The organism is Microbacterium sp. CSI-V (genome assembly GCF_001984105.1).
Taxonomy (GTDB): domain Bacteria; phylum Actinomycetota; class Actinomycetes; order Actinomycetales; family Microbacteriaceae; genus Microbacterium.
Genome location: NZ_MTQM01000007.1, coordinates 410,251 through 429,321 on the forward strand (window position 1 = coordinate 410,251; position 19,071 = coordinate 429,321).

The 19,071-nt window shown below is 71.0% G+C and carries 16 protein-coding genes and 1 riboswitch; of the genes, 11 read left to right on the forward strand and 5 right to left on the reverse strand.

Annotated features, from left to right (window positions below):
• The first annotated feature begins 19 nt into the window (after nucleotides 1–19).
• The 9 genes from CSIV_RS06005 (at nucleotide 20) to CSIV_RS06045 (ending at nucleotide 9,380) form a co-directional block, all read left to right on the forward strand.
• Nucleotides 20–583 carry a GNAT family N-acetyltransferase gene (locus tag CSIV_RS06005; protein ID WP_077050482.1) on the forward strand — a complete coding sequence of 188 codons (564 nt, stop codon included), beginning with the start codon at nucleotides 20–22 and terminating at the stop codon, nucleotides 581–583.
• Between the two features lie 140 nt (nucleotides 584–723).
• Nucleotides 724–1,587: an Fpg/Nei family DNA glycosylase gene (locus CSIV_RS06010; RefSeq protein WP_077050483.1), complete on the forward strand. Its 864-nt coding sequence runs from the start codon at nucleotides 724–726 to the stop codon at nucleotides 1,585–1,587.
• A gap of 69 nt (nucleotides 1,588–1,656) precedes the next feature.
• Nucleotides 1,657–1,805: riboswitch (FMN riboswitch) on the forward strand.
• A gap of 60 nt (nucleotides 1,806–1,865) precedes the next feature.
• Complete coding sequence (gene ribD / locus CSIV_RS06015) at nucleotides 1,866–2,897, forward strand: bifunctional diaminohydroxyphosphoribosylaminopyrimidine deaminase/5-amino-6-(5-phosphoribosylamino)uracil reductase RibD (RefSeq protein WP_077050484.1); 1,032 nt, start codon at nucleotides 1,866–1,868, stop codon at nucleotides 2,895–2,897.
• The gene (locus CSIV_RS06020; RefSeq protein WP_077050485.1) at nucleotides 2,897–3,553 is read left to right on the forward strand and encodes a riboflavin synthase; all 657 of its coding nucleotides are present in this window, start codon (nucleotides 2,897–2,899) and stop codon (nucleotides 3,551–3,553) included. The genes ribD and CSIV_RS06020 overlap by 1 nt, the downstream gene beginning before the upstream one ends.
• Complete coding sequence (locus CSIV_RS06025; RefSeq protein WP_077050486.1) at nucleotides 3,550–4,818, forward strand: bifunctional 3,4-dihydroxy-2-butanone-4-phosphate synthase/GTP cyclohydrolase II; 1,269 nt, start codon at nucleotides 3,550–3,552, stop codon at nucleotides 4,816–4,818. Before CSIV_RS06020 ends, CSIV_RS06025 begins: the two co-directional genes overlap by 4 nt.
• The gene (gene ribH, locus CSIV_RS06030; RefSeq protein WP_077050487.1) at nucleotides 4,818–5,291 is read left to right on the forward strand and encodes a 6,7-dimethyl-8-ribityllumazine synthase; all 474 of its coding nucleotides are present in this window, start codon (nucleotides 4,818–4,820) and stop codon (nucleotides 5,289–5,291) included. Before CSIV_RS06025 ends, ribH begins: the two co-directional genes overlap by 1 nt.
• 83 nt (nucleotides 5,292–5,374) lie before the next feature.
• On the forward strand, nucleotides 5,375–5,728 hold the full coding sequence (locus tag CSIV_RS06035; protein WP_077050488.1) for a Fe-S protein: 354 nt from the start codon (nucleotides 5,375–5,377) through the stop codon (nucleotides 5,726–5,728).
• A 181-nt stretch (nucleotides 5,729–5,909) separates the two neighbouring features.
• Complete coding sequence (locus tag CSIV_RS06040; protein ID WP_077050489.1) at nucleotides 5,910–7,361, forward strand: MFS transporter; 1,452 nt, start codon at nucleotides 5,910–5,912, stop codon at nucleotides 7,359–7,361.
• Between the two features lie 138 nt (nucleotides 7,362–7,499).
• Nucleotides 7,500–9,380: an ABC transporter ATP-binding protein gene (locus CSIV_RS06045; protein WP_077050490.1), complete on the forward strand. Its 1,881-nt coding sequence runs from the start codon at nucleotides 7,500–7,502 to the stop codon at nucleotides 9,378–9,380.
• Between the two features lie 154 nt (nucleotides 9,381–9,534).
• Here CSIV_RS06045 and CSIV_RS06050 read toward each other — a convergent pair whose 3' ends face one another.
• On the reverse strand, nucleotides 9,535–11,421 hold the full coding sequence (locus tag CSIV_RS06050; RefSeq protein ID WP_077050491.1) for a phosphoenolpyruvate carboxykinase (GTP): 1,887 nt from the start codon (nucleotides 11,419–11,421) through the stop codon (nucleotides 9,535–9,537).
• Nucleotides 11,422–11,539: 118 nt separating this feature from the next.
• On the opposite strand from CSIV_RS06050, the gene CSIV_RS06055 reads away from it, so the two are divergent.
• Nucleotides 11,540–12,988 (forward strand): XRE family transcriptional regulator, encoded by a 1,449-nt coding sequence (locus CSIV_RS06055; RefSeq protein ID WP_077050492.1) that lies wholly within the window; start codon nucleotides 11,540–11,542, stop codon nucleotides 12,986–12,988.
• Nucleotides 12,989–13,129: 141 nt separating this feature from the next.
• On the opposite strand, the gene CSIV_RS06060 is transcribed toward CSIV_RS06055, so the two are convergent.
• Nucleotides 13,130–14,602 (reverse strand): NAD-dependent succinate-semialdehyde dehydrogenase, encoded by a 1,473-nt coding sequence (locus tag CSIV_RS06060; RefSeq protein ID WP_077050493.1) that lies wholly within the window; start codon nucleotides 14,600–14,602, stop codon nucleotides 13,130–13,132.
• A gap of 232 nt (nucleotides 14,603–14,834) precedes the next feature.
• Nucleotides 14,835–16,751, reverse strand: coding sequence for an FAD-dependent monooxygenase (locus tag CSIV_RS06065; RefSeq protein ID WP_077050494.1), 1,917 nt, complete (start codon nucleotides 16,749–16,751; stop codon nucleotides 14,835–14,837).
• 117 nt (nucleotides 16,752–16,868) lie between these two features.
• Here CSIV_RS06065 and CSIV_RS06070 point away from each other — a divergent pair, with 117 nt between their 5' ends.
• Nucleotides 16,869–17,573 carry an IclR family transcriptional regulator gene (locus CSIV_RS06070; RefSeq protein ID WP_077050495.1) on the forward strand — a complete coding sequence of 235 codons (705 nt, stop codon included), beginning with the start codon at nucleotides 16,869–16,871 and terminating at the stop codon, nucleotides 17,571–17,573.
• A 93-nt stretch (nucleotides 17,574–17,666) separates the two neighbouring features.
• Here the strand turns inward: CSIV_RS06070 and CSIV_RS06075 are convergent, their stop codons facing one another.
• Complete coding sequence (locus CSIV_RS06075; RefSeq protein ID WP_077050496.1) at nucleotides 17,667–18,182, reverse strand: RNA polymerase sigma factor; 516 nt, start codon at nucleotides 18,180–18,182, stop codon at nucleotides 17,667–17,669.
• The gene (locus CSIV_RS06080) at nucleotides 18,179–18,874 is read right to left on the reverse strand and encodes a hypothetical protein (protein ID WP_077050497.1); all 696 of its coding nucleotides are present in this window, start codon (nucleotides 18,872–18,874) and stop codon (nucleotides 18,179–18,181) included. Before CSIV_RS06080 ends, CSIV_RS06075 begins: the two co-directional genes overlap by 4 nt.
• Nucleotides 18,875–19,071: the final 197 nt, after the last annotated feature.

A 19,071-nucleotide genomic window follows, 5' to 3' on the forward strand; every position in this document is an offset into this window, starting at 1 on the left:
CCCCCGATAGCGTGGGCGGATGGAACCCGACCACCTGCAGACGCCTCGGCTGGAACTCTCGGCCCCGGCCAACGCCGACGTCGCGGCGATCCACGCCGCGTGCCAGGATGCCGACCTGCAGCGCTACACCACCGTGCCGTCGCCGTACCTCGTCGAGGACGCCGAGCGTTTCGTCGCGCTGACGGCCGAATGGTGGTCGGACGGCACGCAGCCGACGTGGGCGATCCGTCGCGACGGCCGCCTCGCCGGGATGATCGGGCTGGCGAAGCTCGACACCGGGGCACCCGAGATCGGCTACTGGATCGCCCGCGACGCGCGACGGCAGAACATCGCGGTCGAGGCGGGGACCGCGGTGATCGACTGGGCGTTCGCCGATGACCGGCCCGCGGTCGAGCGCATCGAGTGGCGTGCCGTGGTCGGCAACCTCGGCTCGGCCCGGATCGCGCGGCGCCTCGGCTTCCGGTACGAGGGTCTGCTGCGGCAGGCCCACGTCAACAGCCTCGGGCGCGCCGACCTCTGGATCGGCGGTCTGCTCCGACACGACGAGCGAACCCCGCAGGACTGGCCGCTCGACCTCGGTTAGCCCGCGGCGAGGTCGAGTGTCCAAGACACGCCGCGTCGCGCCGGGCGCATGCGGCGTGTCTTGGACACTCGGTGGGGCGGGGTGGGCGGGGGCGCGGCAAGGGCCTGTCGCATGTCGGTGACGGATGCCACGATGGCTGCATGCCCGAGATGCCCGAGGTCGAAGGACTCGTCGAGTTTCTGCGCGGCCGCGTGACGGGGCTGACGTTCACGAAGGCGAGTGTGTCCGCCATCAGCGCGTTGAAGACCTACGACCCGCCCATCGACGCGCTCGTCGGCTCGGCCGTCACGGGGGTCGAACGTCACGGCAAGTTCGTCGACGTCGCCACCCACGGTGGCATCCATCTGGTGTTCCACCTCGCCAAGGCGGGTTGGCTGCGGTGGTACGACGCGCTCCCCTCGACCCTCATCAAGCCGGGGAAGACGCCGATCGCGCTGCGGATCGGGTTCGACGACGGATCGGGCTTCGACCTGACCGAAGCGGGGACGAAGAAGTCGCTCGCCGTCTACGCCGTCCGCTCCCCCGCCGACGTGCCGGGCATTGCCCGACTCGGCCCCGACCCCCTCGACGACACGCTCGATCGCGACGCGTTCGCCGCGCTGCTCGCCGGGCGCCGCACGCAGATCAAGGGCGTCCTGCGCGACCAGTCGATCATCGCGGGCGTCGGCAACGCCTACTCCGACGAGATCCTGCACGCGGCGAAGATGTCGCCGTACGCGCTGGCCGCCAACCTCACGCAGCCCGAGATCGACACGCTCTACGCCGCGATGATCAGCACCCTGACCGAGGCGATCGACACCGCGCGCGGCAAGCCCCCGGCCGACCTGAAGGATGCCAAGCGGCGGGGCATGCGCGTGCACGGCCGGCGCGGCGAGGCGTGCCCGGTGTGCGGCGACGAGGTACGGAGCGTCTTCTTCGCCGACAACTCCCTCGAGTACTGCCCGACCTGTCAGACCGGCGGCAAGATCCTCGCCGACCGACGTCTGTCGCGCCTGCTCAAATAGCACGATTTCGCCGTGAGTCGGCGGGAATGAATCCGTGTCGGCGGTGTTGATTAGACTTCGACCAAGCAATACGTGCTCCGGGGTCGGTGGGAATCCGAACCGGCGGTGACAGTCCGCGAACCCCTCCGCTCCGGCGGTGGGGCCGATCCGGTGGAATTCCGGAACCGACGGTGATGAGGCGAGAGATCTCCTCTAGTCCGGATAGGAGGCAGCACGGTCGGCGCGCCGCGCCGTGCCACCCTGCGCTCCTGCCCCGTCACGAGGGGAAGGACAGGGAAATGGCATCCGCCGCCGAAACATACGCCATGCGCCGCGCGCTGCGTCTCGCGCGGAACGGTCCCCGCGGCCTCAACCCGCAGGTCGGCGCCGTGATCCTCTCCCCCGCAGGCGACGTGCTCGCCGAGGGTTACCACCGCGGTGCGGGCACCGCCCACGCGGAGGTCGACGCGCTCTCGAAGCTCACGCCCGGCGAAGCCCGCGGTGCGACCGCGGTCGTCACGCTCGAGCCCTGCAACCACACCGGACGCACCGGTCCGTGCGCCGTCGCCCTGCTCGAGGCCGGGGTCGCCCGGGTCGTGTACGCCCTCGACGACCCGACCGACGCGGCGGCGGGCGGAGCAGACCGTCTCCGCCACGGCGGCGTCGATGTGGAGTCCGGGCTGGAACGCGATGCCGCGGAGGAGCTCATCCGCGGCTGGGTGCACCTCCAGCGCACCGGCCGCCCGCGGGTGACCGTGAAGTGGGCGCAGAGCCTCGACGGCCGCGCCGCCGCGGACGACGGATCGAGCCAGTGGATCACCGGTCCCGCCGCGCGCCGCGACGTGCACGATCGCCGCGCGGCCGCCGACGCGATCCTCGCCGGCACCGGCACGGTGATCGCCGACGACCCGGCCCTCACCGCGCGGGACGCGGACGGCGCACTCCTCGAACGCCAGCCGATCCCGGTGGTCGTCGGCGAGACCGAGGTCCCGGCGGATGCCGCCGTCCGCCGCCACCCGCGCGAAGCGCTGTTCTTCCCGACCCGCGACCTCGGCGCGATCCTCGACGACCTCGGCGGACGTGGCATCCAGACCGTGTTCGTCGAGGGCGGTCCCACCCTCGAGAGTGCGCTGGTGCGCGAGGGGCTGGCCGACGAGGTGCTCGTCTACCTCTCCCCCGTCCTGCTCGGCGGCTCGCGGCTCGCGCTCGGCGACCTCGGCGTCCCCGACATCGCCTCGGCCCGTCGGCTCGAGGTCGCCTCCATCGACATCTTCGGCGACGACATCCGCGTCGTCGCCCGTCCCGTCCACGACACCCAGGGAGATTCCTGATGTTCACCGGAATCGTCGAAGAGATCGGCGAGATCACCGCGGTCGAACCCGCCGGCGACGGCGTGCGCGTGACCGTGAAGGCCCCGCTCTCCGTATCGGATGCCGGCCATGGCGACTCGATCTCGGTCAGCGGCGTGTGCCTCACCGTGGTCGACCAGGGCACCGACTGGTTCACCGCCGACGTCATGAAGCAGACGCTCGACATGTCGACGCTCGCGAATGTCGGCGCGGGGCGTCCCGTCAACCTCGAGCGCGCGACCGCCGCGCACGGCCGCCTCGGTGGCCACATCGTGCAGGGCCACATCGACGGCACGGGTGTCGTTCGCGAGGTGCGTCCGGGCGCGCAGTGGAGCGTGGTGCGCATCGGCATCCCGGCCCAGCTCGCCCCGCTCGTGGTCGATAAGGGCTCCATCGCGATCGACGGCGTCTCGCTGACCGTCAGTGCGGTGAGCGAGGCCGGCGACCCCGAGCCCTGGCTCGAGGTGTCGCTGATCCCCGAGACCCTCGAGGCGACGACGCTCGGTCGCGCCGAGGCGGGCACTCCCGTGAACCTCGAGACCGACATCCTGGCCCGGCACGTGCAGCGCATGCTGGCCTTCCGCAGTACCGAGAACCCCGCGGCCCCCGCCGCGACGACCGAGAGGGGCTCCGCATGAGCCTGTCCACCATCCCCGAGGCCCTCGAGGCCCTCCGTGCCGGACGCCCGATCCTCGTCGCGGACGACGAGAACCGTGAGAACGAGGGCGACGTCATCATCTCGGCGCAGCTCGCGACCCCCGAGTGGCTGGCGTGGACCGTGCGCTGGTCCAGCGGCTACGTCTGCGCGCCCATGCCGGCCGACTGGGCCGACCGTCTCGATCTCCCCCCGATGGTCGAGGTCAATCAGGACGCGCGCGGCACCGCCTACACGGTGAGCGTCGACGCGGCGTCGGGCGTGACGACGGGCATCAGCGCCGCCGACCGCGCGCACACGCTCAACGTCCTCGCCGACCCCGAGTCCGTGCCGACGAGCCTCATCCGTCCCGGCCACGTGCTGCCCCTGCGCGCCGTCGACGGCGGCGTGCGCGAGCGCGCGGGCCACACCGAGGCGGCCGTGGACTTCATGCGCCTGGCCGGCCTCGAGCCGGTGGGCGCGATCGCCGAGGTGGTGGCCGAGGACGGCAGCATGATGCGCCTCCCGGGCCTCATCGAGCTCGGCGAGCGCGACGGCATCCCGGTCGTGACGATCGAGCAGCTCGTCGCGTACCTGAACGAGACCGAGCCGGTCGAGGCGACCCCGGTCCCCCGCCGCCGCGTGAGTCTGCGGGCCGAGGCGAACGTGCCGACCTCCCACGGGACGTTCCGCTTCCTCGCCTACAAGGACCGCATCACCGGCACCGACCACATCGCGGTCGTCTCGGGCGAGATCACCGACGAGGCTCCGCTGGTGCGCGTGCACTCGGAGTGCCTCACGGGCGAGGCGTTCGGCTCGCTCAAGTGCGAGTGCGGTCCCCAGCTGGATGCCGCGCTGGACACGATCGACCGCGAGGGCGGCATCGTGATCTACATGCGCGGCCACGAGGGTCGCGGCATCGGTCTCATCAACAAGCTCCGCGCGTACAGCCTGCAGGAGCGGGGCCTGGACACGGTGGATGCCAATCTCGCGCTGGGCCTCCCCGCCGACGCGCGCGATTACGCCGCCGCGGCCGGCATCCTCACCGACCTCGGTGTGGAGCAGGTGCGCCTGCTGACCAACAACACCGACAAGGTGGCGCAGCTGCGCAGCTTCGGCCTCGACGTCGTCGAGCAGGTCCCCTTGCTCGTGGGCGTCGGCCCCAACAACCACCAGTACCTCGAGACGAAGCGCGACCGGATGGGTCACGTCATCGACGAGGACGAGCTGCGCGATGCACTCGCGCACATGAAGGAAGGACTCGTCTGATGGCGGGAAGCGGAGCACCCGAGACCGGCGGCGTCGACGCGACGGGACTGAACGTCGTCGTCGTGGCCGGCACGTGGCACGAGGTCATCACCGACGGTCTGATCGCCGGAGCGAAGCGGGTCCTGGATGCCACGGGCGCGACGTACCGCGTCGTGCGCGTGCCGGGTTCGTTCGAGCTGCCGGTCGCCGCCGTCGCGGCGTTCGAGGGCGGGGCCGACGCGGTCGTCGCGCTCGGCGTGATCATCCGCGGGGGGACCCCGCACTTCGAGTACGTCTCGTCGGCCGCGACCGACGGCCTGACCCGGGTCGCGATCGACGCCGGGAAGCCCGTCGGATTCGGCGTGCTGACCCTCGACGACGAGCAGCAGGGCCTCGACCGCGCCGGACTCGAGGGCTCCAAGGAGGACAAGGGCGCCGAGGCGGCAGACGCCGCCCTCCGCACCGCTCTGGTGCTGCGCGACCTGCGCGGCTGACCGCGGTCCCGCACGGCGCGCCTCCCCTCGCGGTGAGGCGCGCCTTGCTGGCGGCGGGGGCACGGCATCCCTACCCTGACCGTATGGAGATCCTGCGTCACGTCATCGTCCTGGTTCATCTGATCGGGTTCGCCACGTTGTTCGGCGCCTGGATCGTCGAAGCCGTCTCGCGTCGCGTGCGCGTCACGCCGCTGATGAACTACGGTCTCCTCCTCTCGCTCCTCACGGGCCTGATCCTGGCCGCACCGTGGGGACTCGAACACGACCTCAACTACGCGAAGATCGGCGTCAAGCTCGTCGTGCTCATCGTCATCGGTGCGCTGCTGGGCATCGGTTCGGCCCGGCAGAAGCGCACCGGCGCGGTGCCCCCGGTCCTGTTCTGGCTCGTCGGGCCCCTGACGGTGCTGAACGCCGCGCTCGCGGTCATCTGGCGCTGACCCGCCCGCTCGCCGAGTCCCTCTCGGCGAGCGCCTAGACTGGAGGGTCTGGACCCACACCCGGGTCCATCCCGGTGCCCCCCGCCGCGCGCCCGGACACGCATACCTGCCGTGCCCGACTCCGCGCCACCGCCTGCGCCCCCACGACGGACGCGATCGCTCGATCTCTCGTCAGGCAGTCATGACCTCCTCCTCCCCCACCGTCCGCTCCTCGTCGGCCCCCGCCAATCCGCGCTCCCGTGTCATCACCGCGAGCCTCATCGGCACGACGATCGAGTTCTACGACTTCTACGCGTACGCCACCGCGGCGGTGCTCGTCTTCCCGATCCTGTTCTTCCCGACCGGCAACGAGACCACCTCGCTCCTTCTCTCCTTCAGCGTCTTCGGCGCCGCCATGGTCGCGCGCCCCCTCGGCGCCGTCGTCTTCGGCCACTTCGGCGACCGGTTCGGCCGCAAGGCCACCCTCGTGGCATCCCTGCTCACCATGGGCGTCGCGACCTTCCTCATCGGCTGCCTGCCGACCTACAACGACATCGGCGTGTGGGCGGCCGTCCTGCTGCTGATCATGCGCCTCGCGCAGGGCTTCGCGCTCGGCGGCGAGTGGTCCGGCGCGGCCCTGGTGGCCACCGAGAACGCGCCGAAGGGCAAGCGCGCCTGGTACGGCACGTTCCCCCAGCTGGGTGCGCCGATCGGCTTCATCATCGCCAACGGCGTCTTCCTCTTCATCAACTTCGCCCTCCCCCACCCCGACGGCACCGCGCAGCGTTCGGCGGAGTTCCTCGCGTGGGGCTGGCGCGTGCCGTTCCTGTTCTCGGCCGTGATGGTGATCGTCGGCCTCTGGGTGCGTCTGAAGCTGGTCGAGAGCGAGTCGTTCGCGAAGGCCGAGAAGAGCGGGGCGATCCGCAGGTTCCCGCTCGGCGAGGTGATCCGCCGCAACTGGGTGCAGCTGATCCTCGGCACGTTCATCATGCTGGCCACCTACGTGCTGTTCTACCTGATGACGAGCTTCACGCTGTCGTACGGCACCAAGCCGACGCTCGAGGGCGCCGCCGCCGCGGCCGAGAAGGCGGGCACCGAGTTCGATCCGTCCACGTTCGTGCCCGGCCTCGGCTTCGGATACACCGACTTCGTGATCATGCAGATCGTCGGCGTCGTCTTCTTCGGCATCTTCACGCTGCTGTCGGGCCCGCTCGCCGACCGGTTCGGACGCAAGCGTCTGCTCACCGTCGTCACGATCGCGATCATCCTGTTCGGCCTCACGTTCTCGTTCTTCCTGCTGCCGCAGGCCGACGCCGGCCTCACCCGGGCGTCCGTGCAGGCGTTCCTCATCATCGGGTTCCTGCTCATGGGCACGACGTTCGGCCCGATGGGCGCGGTGCTGCCCGAGCTCTTCCCCACCAACACCCGCTACACCGGGTCGGCGATCTCCTACAACGTGTCGTCGATCCTCGGCGCCGCCCTGGCGCCGATCGTCGCCGTCGCCCTGTGGGCGGCGGGCGGCGGCAACCCGTGGCTCGTCGGCGTCTACCTGTCGGTCATGGGCGTCCTCACGCTCATCGCGGTGGCCCTCTCGCCCGAGACCAAGGACGTCGACTACGACGCGAACATCGCGGCCGGGGCGAGCGCGCCGTAGGACGCGTACACGCGGATCGATGGATGCCACGGGGCCCCGGCCTCGTGGCATCCGTCGTTCCACCGACGAGCAGACGCGTCCGCCGATGTCGGCGCGGAGAGGTACGGTCGAAGAACCCGTTCTTCTGCTGAGGTGAGCATGTCTTCGTCCGCTCCCGCCCGAGGCCGCCGCGGCCGCCGCGCCCCCGAGGGGCCCCGCGCGTCCTTCCGCCAACTGCTGCCGTTCCTCGCCGAGCACAAGGGCACACTGGTCGTCGTCGGGGTGTTGAGCATCCTGGGCGCCGGCGCGACCCTCGTGCAGCCGCTGCTCGTCGGCCAGGTCATCACGCGCGTGCAGCAGTCGGTGCCGCTCGGGGCGCTCGTCTGGCTGCTGGTCGGATTCGTCGTGCTGTCATCGCTGATCTCCGGGTACCAGCACTACCTCCTGCAGCGCACCGGCACCGCCGTGGTGTACTCCTCGCGGCGGCGACTGATCGCGCGCATCCTCCGTCTGCCGATCAGCGAGTTCGACGCGCGCCGCACCGGCGACCTCGTCTCGCGCGTGGGAACCGACACGACCCTGCTCTACGCCGTCCTCACCCAGGGGCTCGCGGATGCCGTCGGCAACGCGCTCATCCTCGTCGGGGCGATCATCGCCATGGCGTTCATCGATCCACTGCTCCTCGGTCTCATCGTGCTCGTGCTCGGCGCCTCGATCGCGACGGTCGGGATCCTCAGCACGCGCATCCGCACCGCTTCGGCGGCACAGCAGGCGAAGGTCGGGGAGCTGGCATCCGGAGTCGAACGCGCCGTCGGATCGATCCGCACGATCCGCGCCGCGGGGGCCACCGAGCGGGAGGTGGCGACCGTGACGGGCGCCGCGACCGAGGCGTACGACGCCGGCGTGCGGATCGCGAGGGTGTCGGCGCTCATCGTCCCCGTCGCCGGGATCGCCCTGCAGGTCTCGCTCCTGGTGGTCCTCGGCGTGGGCGGCTTCCGCGTGGCATCCGGAGCCATCGACGTCGCGTCGCTCGTGACGTTCGTGATCTTCCTGTTTCTCCTCGTGCAGCCCCTCGCATCCGCCATCGGCGCGATCACCTCCGTCAACCAGGCACTGGGCGCGCTCGGGCGCATCCAGGAGGTGCTCGACCTGCCCCTCGAGGAGGACGACGACCGGCCGGGCCCCACGGCAGGCCCGACGGATGCCGCGGCGATCGAGTTCCGCGACGTGCGGTTCCGCTACCCGGACCACGTCGTCAAGGCCCGCGAAGCCGCCGCGAAGGAAGCGCGCTCGGTGCTCGCGCAGGCGCACCTCGACCGCGTCGCGGACGAGACGACGGCGGAGGTGGCGGACAACGCGCAGGAGGTGCTGCGCGGGGTGTCGTTCACCGTTCCCCGCGGGTCCCGCGTCGCGCTCGTCGGGCCGTCCGGGGCCGGGAAGAGCACCGTCCTCTCGCTGATCGAGCGGTTCTACGACCCGACGGCCGGCGCCATCCTGGTCGACGGCGTCGACGCCCGACAGCTGCCCCGCGAGGCGCTGCGCGCCCGCTTCGGATACGTCGAGCAGGACGCTCCGACCCTGGCCGGGACGATCGCCGACAATCTCCGCCTGGCCTCACCCGACGCCACCGACGCCGACTGCGCGCGGGTGCTCCGCGCCGTCAACCTCGGCGACGTGCTCGAGCGCAGCCCGCTCGGAGTGGATGCGCCGGTCGGCGAAGACGGTGTGATGCTCTCGGGCGGCGAACGCCAGAGGCTCGCGATCGCCCGCGCGCTCCTGGCTGCTCCCCCCGTGCTGCTGCTGGACGAGTCGACCTCGTCCCTCGACGGCGTGAACGAGCAGCGCATGCGCGAGGCGATCGACGCCGTCGCCACCGGGCGCACGCTGCTGGTCATCGCGCACCGCCTGTCGACCGTCGTCGACAGCGACCTGATCGTGGTGCTGGAGCACGGCCGCGTCGTCGGTCAGGGGACGCACAGCGAGCTCGTGGCATCCGTCCCCCTCTACCGCGAGCTCGCGAAGCACCAGCTTCTGGTGTGACGCGGGCGCCGCGCGGCGGGCGTGGGCGCGGCGGGCGCGGGGGCAGGCGGGGACACGACGACGCCCCTCCCGCGCGCCAAGAGCAGGGAGGGGCGTCGAGTTCGCGTCCGCCCCGCTCCGCGATACGGCGGGCGGGGTGGACGAGACCGTGCGGCTACGCGCGCTGCAGGCGGTAGCGGAGAGCGGCCAGTTCGGCGCGGAGGGCGGCCGGGAGGTGGCTGCCGAACGTGTCGAAGAACTCCTCGGTGAGGTCGGCCTCGGCAAGCCACGACTGCGTGTCGATGGCGAACAGCTCGGCGAGGTCGGCTGCGGGAAGGTCGAGGCCGGAGAGGTCGAGGTCCTCGGCGTAGGGCAGACGGCCGATGGGGCTGTCCACGGCGTCGACCTGACCGTCGACCCGACGGATGATCCAGTCGATCACGCGGGCGTTGTCGCCGAAGCCGGGCCACAGGAACCGGCCGTCGTCACCCTTGCGGAACCAGTTGACCTGGAAGATGCGCGGCGCGCGGTCGAAGCGGAGCTGCTCCCCGACCTTCAGCCAGTGGCCGAAGTAGTCGCCCATGTTGTACCCGCAGAAGGGCAGCATCGCGAACGGGTCGCGACGCAGCTCGCCGACCGTGCCCTCCTGCGCGGCGGTCTTCTCGCTCGACACCGTCGAACCGAGGAAGACGCCGTGCGACCAGTCCGTCGCCTCGAGGACGAGAGGGACGTTCGTGGCGCGACGACCGCCGAAGAGGATGACATCCAGCGGAACGCCCTGCGGGGTCTCCCAGTCGTCCGCGATCTGCGGGCACTGCGCGGCCGCGACGGTGAAGCGGGAGTTCGGGTGCGCGGCCGGGCGGCCCGAAGCCGGGGTCCAGTCCTTGCCCTCCCAGTCGACGAGCTGCGGCGGAGCCTCGTCGGTCAGCCCCTCCCACCAGACGTCGCCGTCGGGGCGGAGCGCCACGTTGGTGAAGATCGTGTTGCCCCACAGGGTCTCGACCGCGGTCACGTTCGTGGACTCACCGGTGCCGGGGGCGACGCCGAAGAAGCCGGCCTCGGGGTTGATGGCCCAGAGGCGCCCGTCCTCGCCGGGGCGGATCCAGGTGATGTCGTCACCGAGGGTCTCCACGCGCCACCCGGGGATCGTCGGACGCAGCATCGCGAGGTTGGTCTTTCCGCACGCCGACGGGAAGGCGGCGGCCACGTGGTACGCCTTTCCCTGCGGGTCGATCACGCGGATCAGCAGCATGTGCTCGGCCAGCCAACCCTCGTCGCGACCGATGACCGAGGCGATCCGCAGCGCGAAGCACTTCTTCGCCAGGATCGCGTTGCCGCCGTAGCCCGATCCGAACGACCACACCTCGAGCGTGTCGGGGAAGTGCACGATGTACTTCTCGTCGTTGCACGGCCAGGCGACGTCCGCCTCGCCCGGGGCGAGCGGCGCGCCGACCGAGTGCACCGTCTTGACCCACGGGGCCCCCGCGGCGATCTGCTCGAGCACGGCGGTGCCGACGCGCGTCATGATCCCGATGGATGCCACGGCGTACGCGCTGTCCGTAATCTGCACGCCGATGTGGCTGAGCGGACCGCCGACCGTTCCCATCGAGAAGGGGACGACGTACATGGTGCGTCCGCGCATCGAGCCCTCGAAGACACCGTTCAGCGTCTGGCGGATCTCCTCGGGCGCGATCCAGTTGTTCGTGGGACCGGCATCCTCCTCGCTCTCCGAGGCGATGTAGGTCCGCGACTCGAGGCGAGCGACATCGCTCGGGTGCGAGCGGGCGAGGTAGGAGCCGGGACGCCACTCGGGGTTGAGCTTGATGAGCTTCCCCTCGTCGACCATCTCGCGCAGGAGGGCGTCGTTCTCGGCCGCCGAGCCGTCGACCCAGTGGATGCGGTCGGGCTGGGTGAGCGCGGCGACCTGGTCGACCCAGGCGGTGAGGGCGGCGAGTCCGGGGCCCTCGACCGAGGGACGGATGCCGCGGCCCGGGTGAGCCGGACGGGCGGCGGGCGTGGTGCGACCGGAGGGGCGTCCGGCGAAGATGTCGGCGAGTGCCATGGTCGATCTCCTCGATTGAGAGCGAATTCGGATGTCTTCCTCCACTTTGCGACCCTCGAGCTGGTCTTTCAGCAGATTTTCGTCACAAGAATCGCCGATCTTTCGCTATCGTCAAGGAATGGCCTCGTCGCTCGAACTGACCACGCTCGGACACCGCATCCGCCACCACCGCCTCGCCCGCGGGTACACCCTCGACGAGCTCGGAGCGCTGGTCGGGGTGGCCGGCAGCCAGCTGAGCCTGATCGAGAACGGCAAGCGCGAACCCAAGCTGTCGCTCCTGCAGGAGATCGCGCGCGCGACCGAGACCGAGGTCACCGAGCTGCTGTCGACCGAGCCGCCCAACCGTCGGGCGGCTCTGGAGATCGAACTGGAGCGCGCGCAATCGAGCCCCTTCTTCCGACAGCTGGGGATTCCGCCGATCAAGGTCAGCAAGGGCACGAGCGACGAGACCATCGAGGCGGTGCTGGGTCTGCACCGTGAACTGCAGCGCCGCGAGCGCGAGACCATCGCGAGCCCGGAAGAGGCACGCCGTGCGAACACCGAGCTGCGCCTGCGCATGCGCGGGCTCGACAACCACCTGCCCGACATCGAGAAGCTCGCCGAGAAGCAGCTCAAGGCGGCAGGGCATTCGTTCGGCGCCCTCACGCACCGCACCGTGAGCATCATGGCGGAGCAGCTGGGGTTCGAGCTCATCTACGTCGCCGACCTCCCGCATTCCGCGCGGTCGGTCACCGACCTCGAGAACGGACGCATCTACCTGCCACCGGCATCCATCCCCGGCGGACACGGCCTGCGCTCGATGGCCCTCCAAGCGATGGCGCACCGTCTGCTCGGGCACCGCCCGCCCACCGATTACGCCGACTTCCTGCAGCAGCGGCTGGAGATCAACTACTACGCCGCGTGCTGCCTCATGCCCGAAACCAACTCGGTCGCGTTCCTCGCACAGGCGAAGAAGGACCGCAACCTCGCCGTGGAGGACTTCCGCGACGCGTTCGGCGTCACCCACGAGGCCGCCGCGATGCGCATGACGAACCTCATGACGGCGCATCTCGGCATCCGTCAGCACTTCCTCCGGGTCGACGGCGACGGCGCGATCTCCCGGGTGTACGAGAACGACGACCTGCCCCTGCCGACCGACGTCACGGGGTCGGTCGAGGGCCAGATCGTCTGCAAGAAGTTCTCGGCCCGCGCCGCGTTCGACGAGCACAACCGCACCACCGAGCACTACCAGTACACCGACACCCCGGCCGGGACGTTCTGGTGCTCGACGCAGACGGGCACCACCGCGGAGGGCGATTTCTCCATCACCGTCGGTGTGCCCTTCGACGACGCCCGGTGGTTCCGCGGACGCGAGACCACCACCCGCGGGATCTCGCGCTGCCCCGACGAATCGTGCTGCCGCCGCCCCGACTCCGAAGCGGCGGAGCGCTGGTCGGGCAAGGCGTGGCCGAGCGCCCGCGTGCACCGGCACATGTTCTCGCCGCTCCCCCGCGGCATGTTCCCCGGCGTCGACGACGCCGAGGTCTTCGCCTTCCTCGATCGCCACGCGTCCTCGTCCGACGCGTAGGGGCGGCAGGGACGCGTGAGTCGCCAGGATTTGTCGCCTACATCACGCCAGAGGCGACAAATCCTGGCGACTCACGCATCAGGACGGCGAATGCCACGGCCCCGACGCCTGGGAGAGCGCGGGGCCGTGGCATCCGGTGGGTCAGGCGTAGGGGTTGGCCGTCAGCGTGTACTTGGTCTGCAGGTACTCGTGGATGCCCTCGTCGCCGCCCTCGCGACCGGGGCCCGACTGCTTCCAGCCACCGAACGGGGCCGCGGCGTTGGAGACCACGCCGACGTTGAGGCCCATCATTCCGGTCTCGAGGCGCTCGATCATGCGCTGACCACGCGAGAGCGACTCGGTGAAGACGTACGACACGAGACCGTACTCGGTGTCGTTGGCGATCCGCACGGCGTCGTCCTCGGTGTCGAAGGGCACGATAGCGAGCACGGGTCCGAAGATCTCCTCGCGGAGGATGTCGCTGCCCGGCTGCACGTCCGACACGACGGTGGGCTCGAAGAACGTTCCGGGGCCGTCGACGGGCGAGCCGCCGGTCGTGACCGTGGCGCCGCGCCCCACGGCATCCCCGACGAGGGTCTTCGCCTTGTCGACGGCGCGGTCGTCGATCAGGGGTCCGATCTGCACGCCCTCCTCGGTGCCGCGCCCGATCTTCATGCCCTGCACGCGCTCGGTGACGCGGCGCGTGAACTCCTCGACGACGGAGCGCTGCACGATGAAACGGTTCGCCGCAGTGCACGCCTGGCCGATGTTGCGGAACTTCGCCAGCATCGCACCGTCCACCGCCTTGTCGAGGTCGGCGTCCTCGAAGACGACGAACGGGGCGTTGCCACCGAGCTCCATCGAGGTGCGGAGCACACCCGGGGCGGCCTGCTGCAGCAGCTTCACACCCACCGGCGTGGAGCCCGTGAACGAGAGCTTCCGCAGACGCGGGTCGGAGATGATGCGCTCGGAGACCGGGCCGGTGTTCGTGGTGGTCACGACGTTGACGACACCGGCCGGAACACCCGCGTCCTGCAGGATCTGCGCGAAGAACAGCGTCGTGAGCGGCGTGAGGGTCGCCGGCTTGATGACGACGGTGCAGCCGGCGGCGAGCGCGGGCGCGATCTTGCGCGTCGCCATGGCGAGCGGGAAGTTCCACGGGGTGATGAGGTAGCAGGGACCCACGGGGTGCTGCGTGACGATCATGCGGCCGGTGCCCTCGGGGTTCGCGCCGTAGCGGCCCTGGGTGTGCGCGGTGACCTCGCTGAACCAGCGCAGGAATTCGCCGCCGTAGCCGACCTCGCCGCGGGCCTCCGCGAGGGGCTTGCCCATCTCGAGGGTCATCAGAAGCGCGACGTCCTCCTTGCGCTCCTGGAGCAGATCGAACGCGCGGCGCAGGATCTCGGCCCGCTCGCGGTCGGGGGTCGCCGCCCACGACGGGAACGCCTCGGCCGCGGCATCCATCGCCGCCACTCCGTCGGCGACGGAGGCGTCGGCGATCTCATGGATGACCTCGCCCGTCGCGGGATCGTTGACGGCGACGGTCTTGCCGCCCTCGGCCGCACGCCACTCGCCGTTGATCAGCAGGCCGGTCGGTACGGATGCCAGCAGCTCGCTCTCGCGCGAATCGGTCATGGGTCCTCCTGGGTCGGTGCGGGTCTCCCCGCTCATTCTGGTCAGCGCACGAACGAGCGCCGATATACGTGCTGTACAAGCGGAGCGCCGGGGTCGCCGCGGCGGCGAGGACGTGGCATCCGCTCGCTTCGCTCCCGTCGCTGCCTGAGAGCCGCGGCACCCGCCGCACACGCATAAACGCGATTTCCGCGCAGAAACACGTCGCCATCGCGTTTATGCGCGCGGATCGTGTTTATGCCCGACCGGCACCGACACCGGCACCGGCGGATGCAGCGACAGCGGACGCAGCGACGGCGGGAGCAGCGACGCCGCCGGCGGAGGTCGCCGGGGAGCGCATCGCGCCGGAGAGGAACCGCTCCAGCTCCTCGGGTGCGGTCAGCGGCAACACGTGCGCGACGTACTGATCCGGCCGCACGACGACCACCGCGCCCGCGGCGCCGATGCCGCGCTCGGCGAAGATGTCGTCGCTCGTCCACGCGGAGGGGGCGGCGGCGAACACCTTCTCGAGGTCGGTGAGTCCGAGCGGGCCCGACTGCGGCCGGAAGAGAGCGGGGACGTCGGTGACGTCCTCCCAGCGCCCGGGGTAGACGACCTTGGCGTCGAACACGGAGTCGAGGTCGGCGCCGGCGGGGGTGAACCGTTCGACGATCCCGCGCGCGGCCTCGGCCCATCCGCGCAGCGCCGCGCCGTCGGCATCCGCGAACGCGTAGAGACGCCACCGGCCGTCCGCGCGCGCGTGGTGCCCGAGATGGACGCGATTGCCGTCGCACACCCGCACGACTTCGACGCTCTGGAAACGTCGGCCGACCGGGAATCCGGATGCCAGCTCCTGGGCCGGCGCATCAGAGACCAGGGTCGAGGGCGCGTACCGCGTGCCGAATCCGGACGGGAACTCGGCAGTCGCGAGGTAGTACGTCGCCAGCTCGGCAGGGTCGGTGATCTCACCGGGCTTGCGGGCCATGAGCGAGGACCACTTGCGGTCGAAGTCGATGAGCTGTTGGGCGACCGGGCGACGCTCGGCGTCGTAGGTGCGCAGCAGATCGCGGGATGCCAGTCCCGTGAGGACGTGTCCGAGCTTCCAGCCCAGGTTGAATCCGTCCTGCATCGACACGTTCATGCCCTGACCGGCTTTGGCGCTGTGGGTGTGGCAGGCGTCGCCGGTGAGGAAGACACGCGGGTTCTGCAGGTCGTCGACGAACTGATCGGTCACCCGGTGCCCGACCTCGTAGACGCTGTGCCAGGCGACCTGCTTCACATCGATCGCGTAGGGGTGCAGGATCTCGTTCGCCTTCCGGATGATCTCCTCGATGGGCGTCTGCCGGACGCGGTGGTTGTCGCCCTCCGCGACCTCGCCGAGGTCGATGTACATGCGGCTGAGGTATCCGCCCTCGCGGGGGATGTGGAGGATGTTGCCGGCGGCGGCGTTGATCGCGCACTTGATGCGCCAGTCGGGGAAGTCCGTCTCGACGAGCACATCCATGACACCCCACGCGTGCTGGGCGGCGGCACCCACGTGCGTGCGGCCGATCGCCTGTCGCACGCCGCTGCGGGCACCGTCGCAGCCGACGACGTATTTCGCGCGGATGGTGCGCTCGCCCTCGGCCGTCTGCACGCGCACCTTGACATCGTCGTCGCCGACCTCGAGCCCCAGGAACTCCACCCCGTAGTCGGGGACGACGCGCGCCGGCCCGTTCGCTGCCGCCTCGGCGAAGTAGTCCAGAACCCGCGCCTGGTTGACGATGAGGTGGGGGAATTCGCTGACCTTGAGGCCGTAGTCCTCGGTGCGGGTGGTCCGCACGATCCGGTCGGGGCTCTCGGGGTCGGGAGCCCAGAAGTTCATCCAGCCGATGTTGTAGGCCTCCGCGGTGATGCGATCGGCGAAGCCGAAGGCCTGGAAGGTCTCGACGCTGCGGGGCTGGATGCCGTCGGCCTGGCCGAGCGCGAGACGCCCCTCGCGCTTCTCGATGAGGCGCGTCGTGAACTGCGGGAACTGCGACATCTGCGCGGCGAGCAGCATGCCCGCGGGCCCGGAACCGACGATCAGGACGTCGATCTGCTCGGGCAGGGACGAGGGACGGGCGATGCCCGTGCCCGCGGCGGGCTGGACGCGCGGATCACCGGAGACGTAGCCGTGGTGGTGGAACTGCATGGTTCTCCTGACGTCGATGTCGGGGCTCAGCGCGGCGGCGCGGTGCTTGCGTCGCCAACGGTCGTGTTCTATATTCGAACGCACCGTTCTTCTATCGAACGAGAGGTTAGCTGTCCCATGGCCCCGCGGCAAGACACGACCCCCGCGTCGCAGACCCTGAGTCGTGGCATCCGCCTGCTGGAAGAGCTCGCCGACGCCCGCGGTCCGCTCACGATCGACGACCTGTCGGCACGCGTCGGACTGCATCGCTCGGTCGCGTACCGACTGCTGCGCACCCTCGAAGATCACGGCCTGGTGACCCGGGATGCCACGGGTGCCGTACGCCTCGGGACGGGGCTCGCCGCCCTGGCCGCCGGCGTCGCCGCCGATCTGCAGTCCGAGGCCCTGCCCGAACTGACCGCCGCCGCCAACGACCTCGGCATGACCTGCTTCCTCGTCGTGCTCGACCACGACGAATGCGTGACCCTCGCCAGCGTCGAGCCGCGGCACGCGGTGACCGCGGTGGCGCAGCGGCCGGGTACGCGGCATCCGGTCACCCGGGGCGCCCCCGGTCGCGCGATCCTCGCGCAGCTGCCGCCGCGCCGGTGGCCCGACGGCGTGGACACGCGCCTCGCCGCCGAGGTGGCGGAGGCCGCGGAGCGCGGCTGGGCGACGAGCCACGACGAGGTCGTACCGACGCTGCGCGCGGTGGCGGTGCCGCTGAGCGTGCAGGGTCGCGGGCCCGCCGCCGTCGCGGCCGTCCACGTCAACACCGAAGCCGACGACGCGGCGATCGCCGCGCGGCTAAGGGCCACGGCCACCGCCATCACGAGCGCCCTCTAGCTTCCCCCTTCCCTCGGTCGACGTGGGCCTGGGCACGCGCGAGGGCGCGGTCGACGAGCATTCGGCGCACGTCACCAGGTGGGACCGAGGCGCTCACGCGTCCCGCCCGCCGGCGAGCGCGGGCTGGAGTTCGCCGAACGCGGCGCGCAGGCGGGCACGCGCCCGCTCGTAGCGCTTGCGCGCCGCCGCCGGCCGCACTCCGGCGAGTGCACCCGCCTCGGCGACGCCGAACCCGTCCCACAGCACGAGTCGCAGCAGTTCCTGGTCGGCGGGCGCGAGGGTGCGCAAGGCCTCGAGGGCGAGGAACGCCTGATCACTCGCCGGTTCGGGGACCTCCCGCACGAGTGCCTGATCGATCCGCGCGCGGCGAGCGCGCTTGCGCGTGTGATTCGCGAGGACGTTCCGGGCGATGCCGAACGCCCACATGCGCTGATCCTCGGATGCCACGGGCAGCCGCTTTCGATGCCGCCACAGCGCGAGGGTGGTTTCGGAGACGCAGTCGTCGGCATCGGCGCGCGGCTCGACGCGCCGCACGAAGTACCGCAGAAGGTCGGGGATGAGGGGCCCGACCGCATCCTCGAAGCGGGCGCGTTCCGCCTCGGCGGTCACCGTCCGCGCCCCTCGAGCATCTCGCCGCACCACGCGTCGGCGGCGGTCACCCCGGCACGGTCGCCCGCGGTCGCCGCCGCGGCGAGAGCGCGCTCCTCGTCCACGATGCCGCCGCCGTCCGACGCGACGGTCGCGGGCCAGGTCGCCGCTGCGGTCAGCGTCTGCGCCGCCGTCGCCGCGCGTTCCGCATCGCCCCGCGCATCGGCGTCCAGCCATTCCGCTCGCCACGCGCAGCGGGCGTTCTGCTCGAACTCGCTCCGGATGCCGGTGACCTGGCGAAATCCCTCGACGCTGTCCGCCGCGATGGGTCGGGCGAACGCAGCGGTGTCGTACCCGACGGGCAAGGCGGCGTACGCCGGCCACAGGGTGACGGCATAGTCGCCGTAGTCGGGCGCCGACGCGTCGATCCACTCGCTGCCGTCGGCCTCGGTGCCGATCGGGCGCGTCCCTTCGGGGGAGCCCGGCTGGGGCGAGCCGAACCACCCCGTGCGCGCGAGGTACCCGGAAGCCACCGCCGCCCCGGGGATGCCGATGGCGCACACCACCGCGATCGTCACGGTCGCGAGGATCCAGCGCCGTCTCCGAGATTGCGCTGTCGCCGCTCGCACGATGCGCCGCACGTCGGCGTCGGACAGCGAGACGTCGCGAGCCGGGTCGGCCGCGGCCAGGGCCGCGAAGGGGTCGGTGTTCATGAGGGGTCCTCTCTCATTCTCTTCACCCCGTTCCTGTCGCGAGCCCGCGCGAACGTGACACCCCGCGCCGTCGTCCTCCGCTGACTTGCGCGCGTGTACGCGAAAGGCCCCACCCGGCGTATATACGGCACAAGTCAGCGAGGAGGGCCGTGCCCCTATACTCGATCCCGTCAGGCGCACCGGGTCGTGCGTCGCTG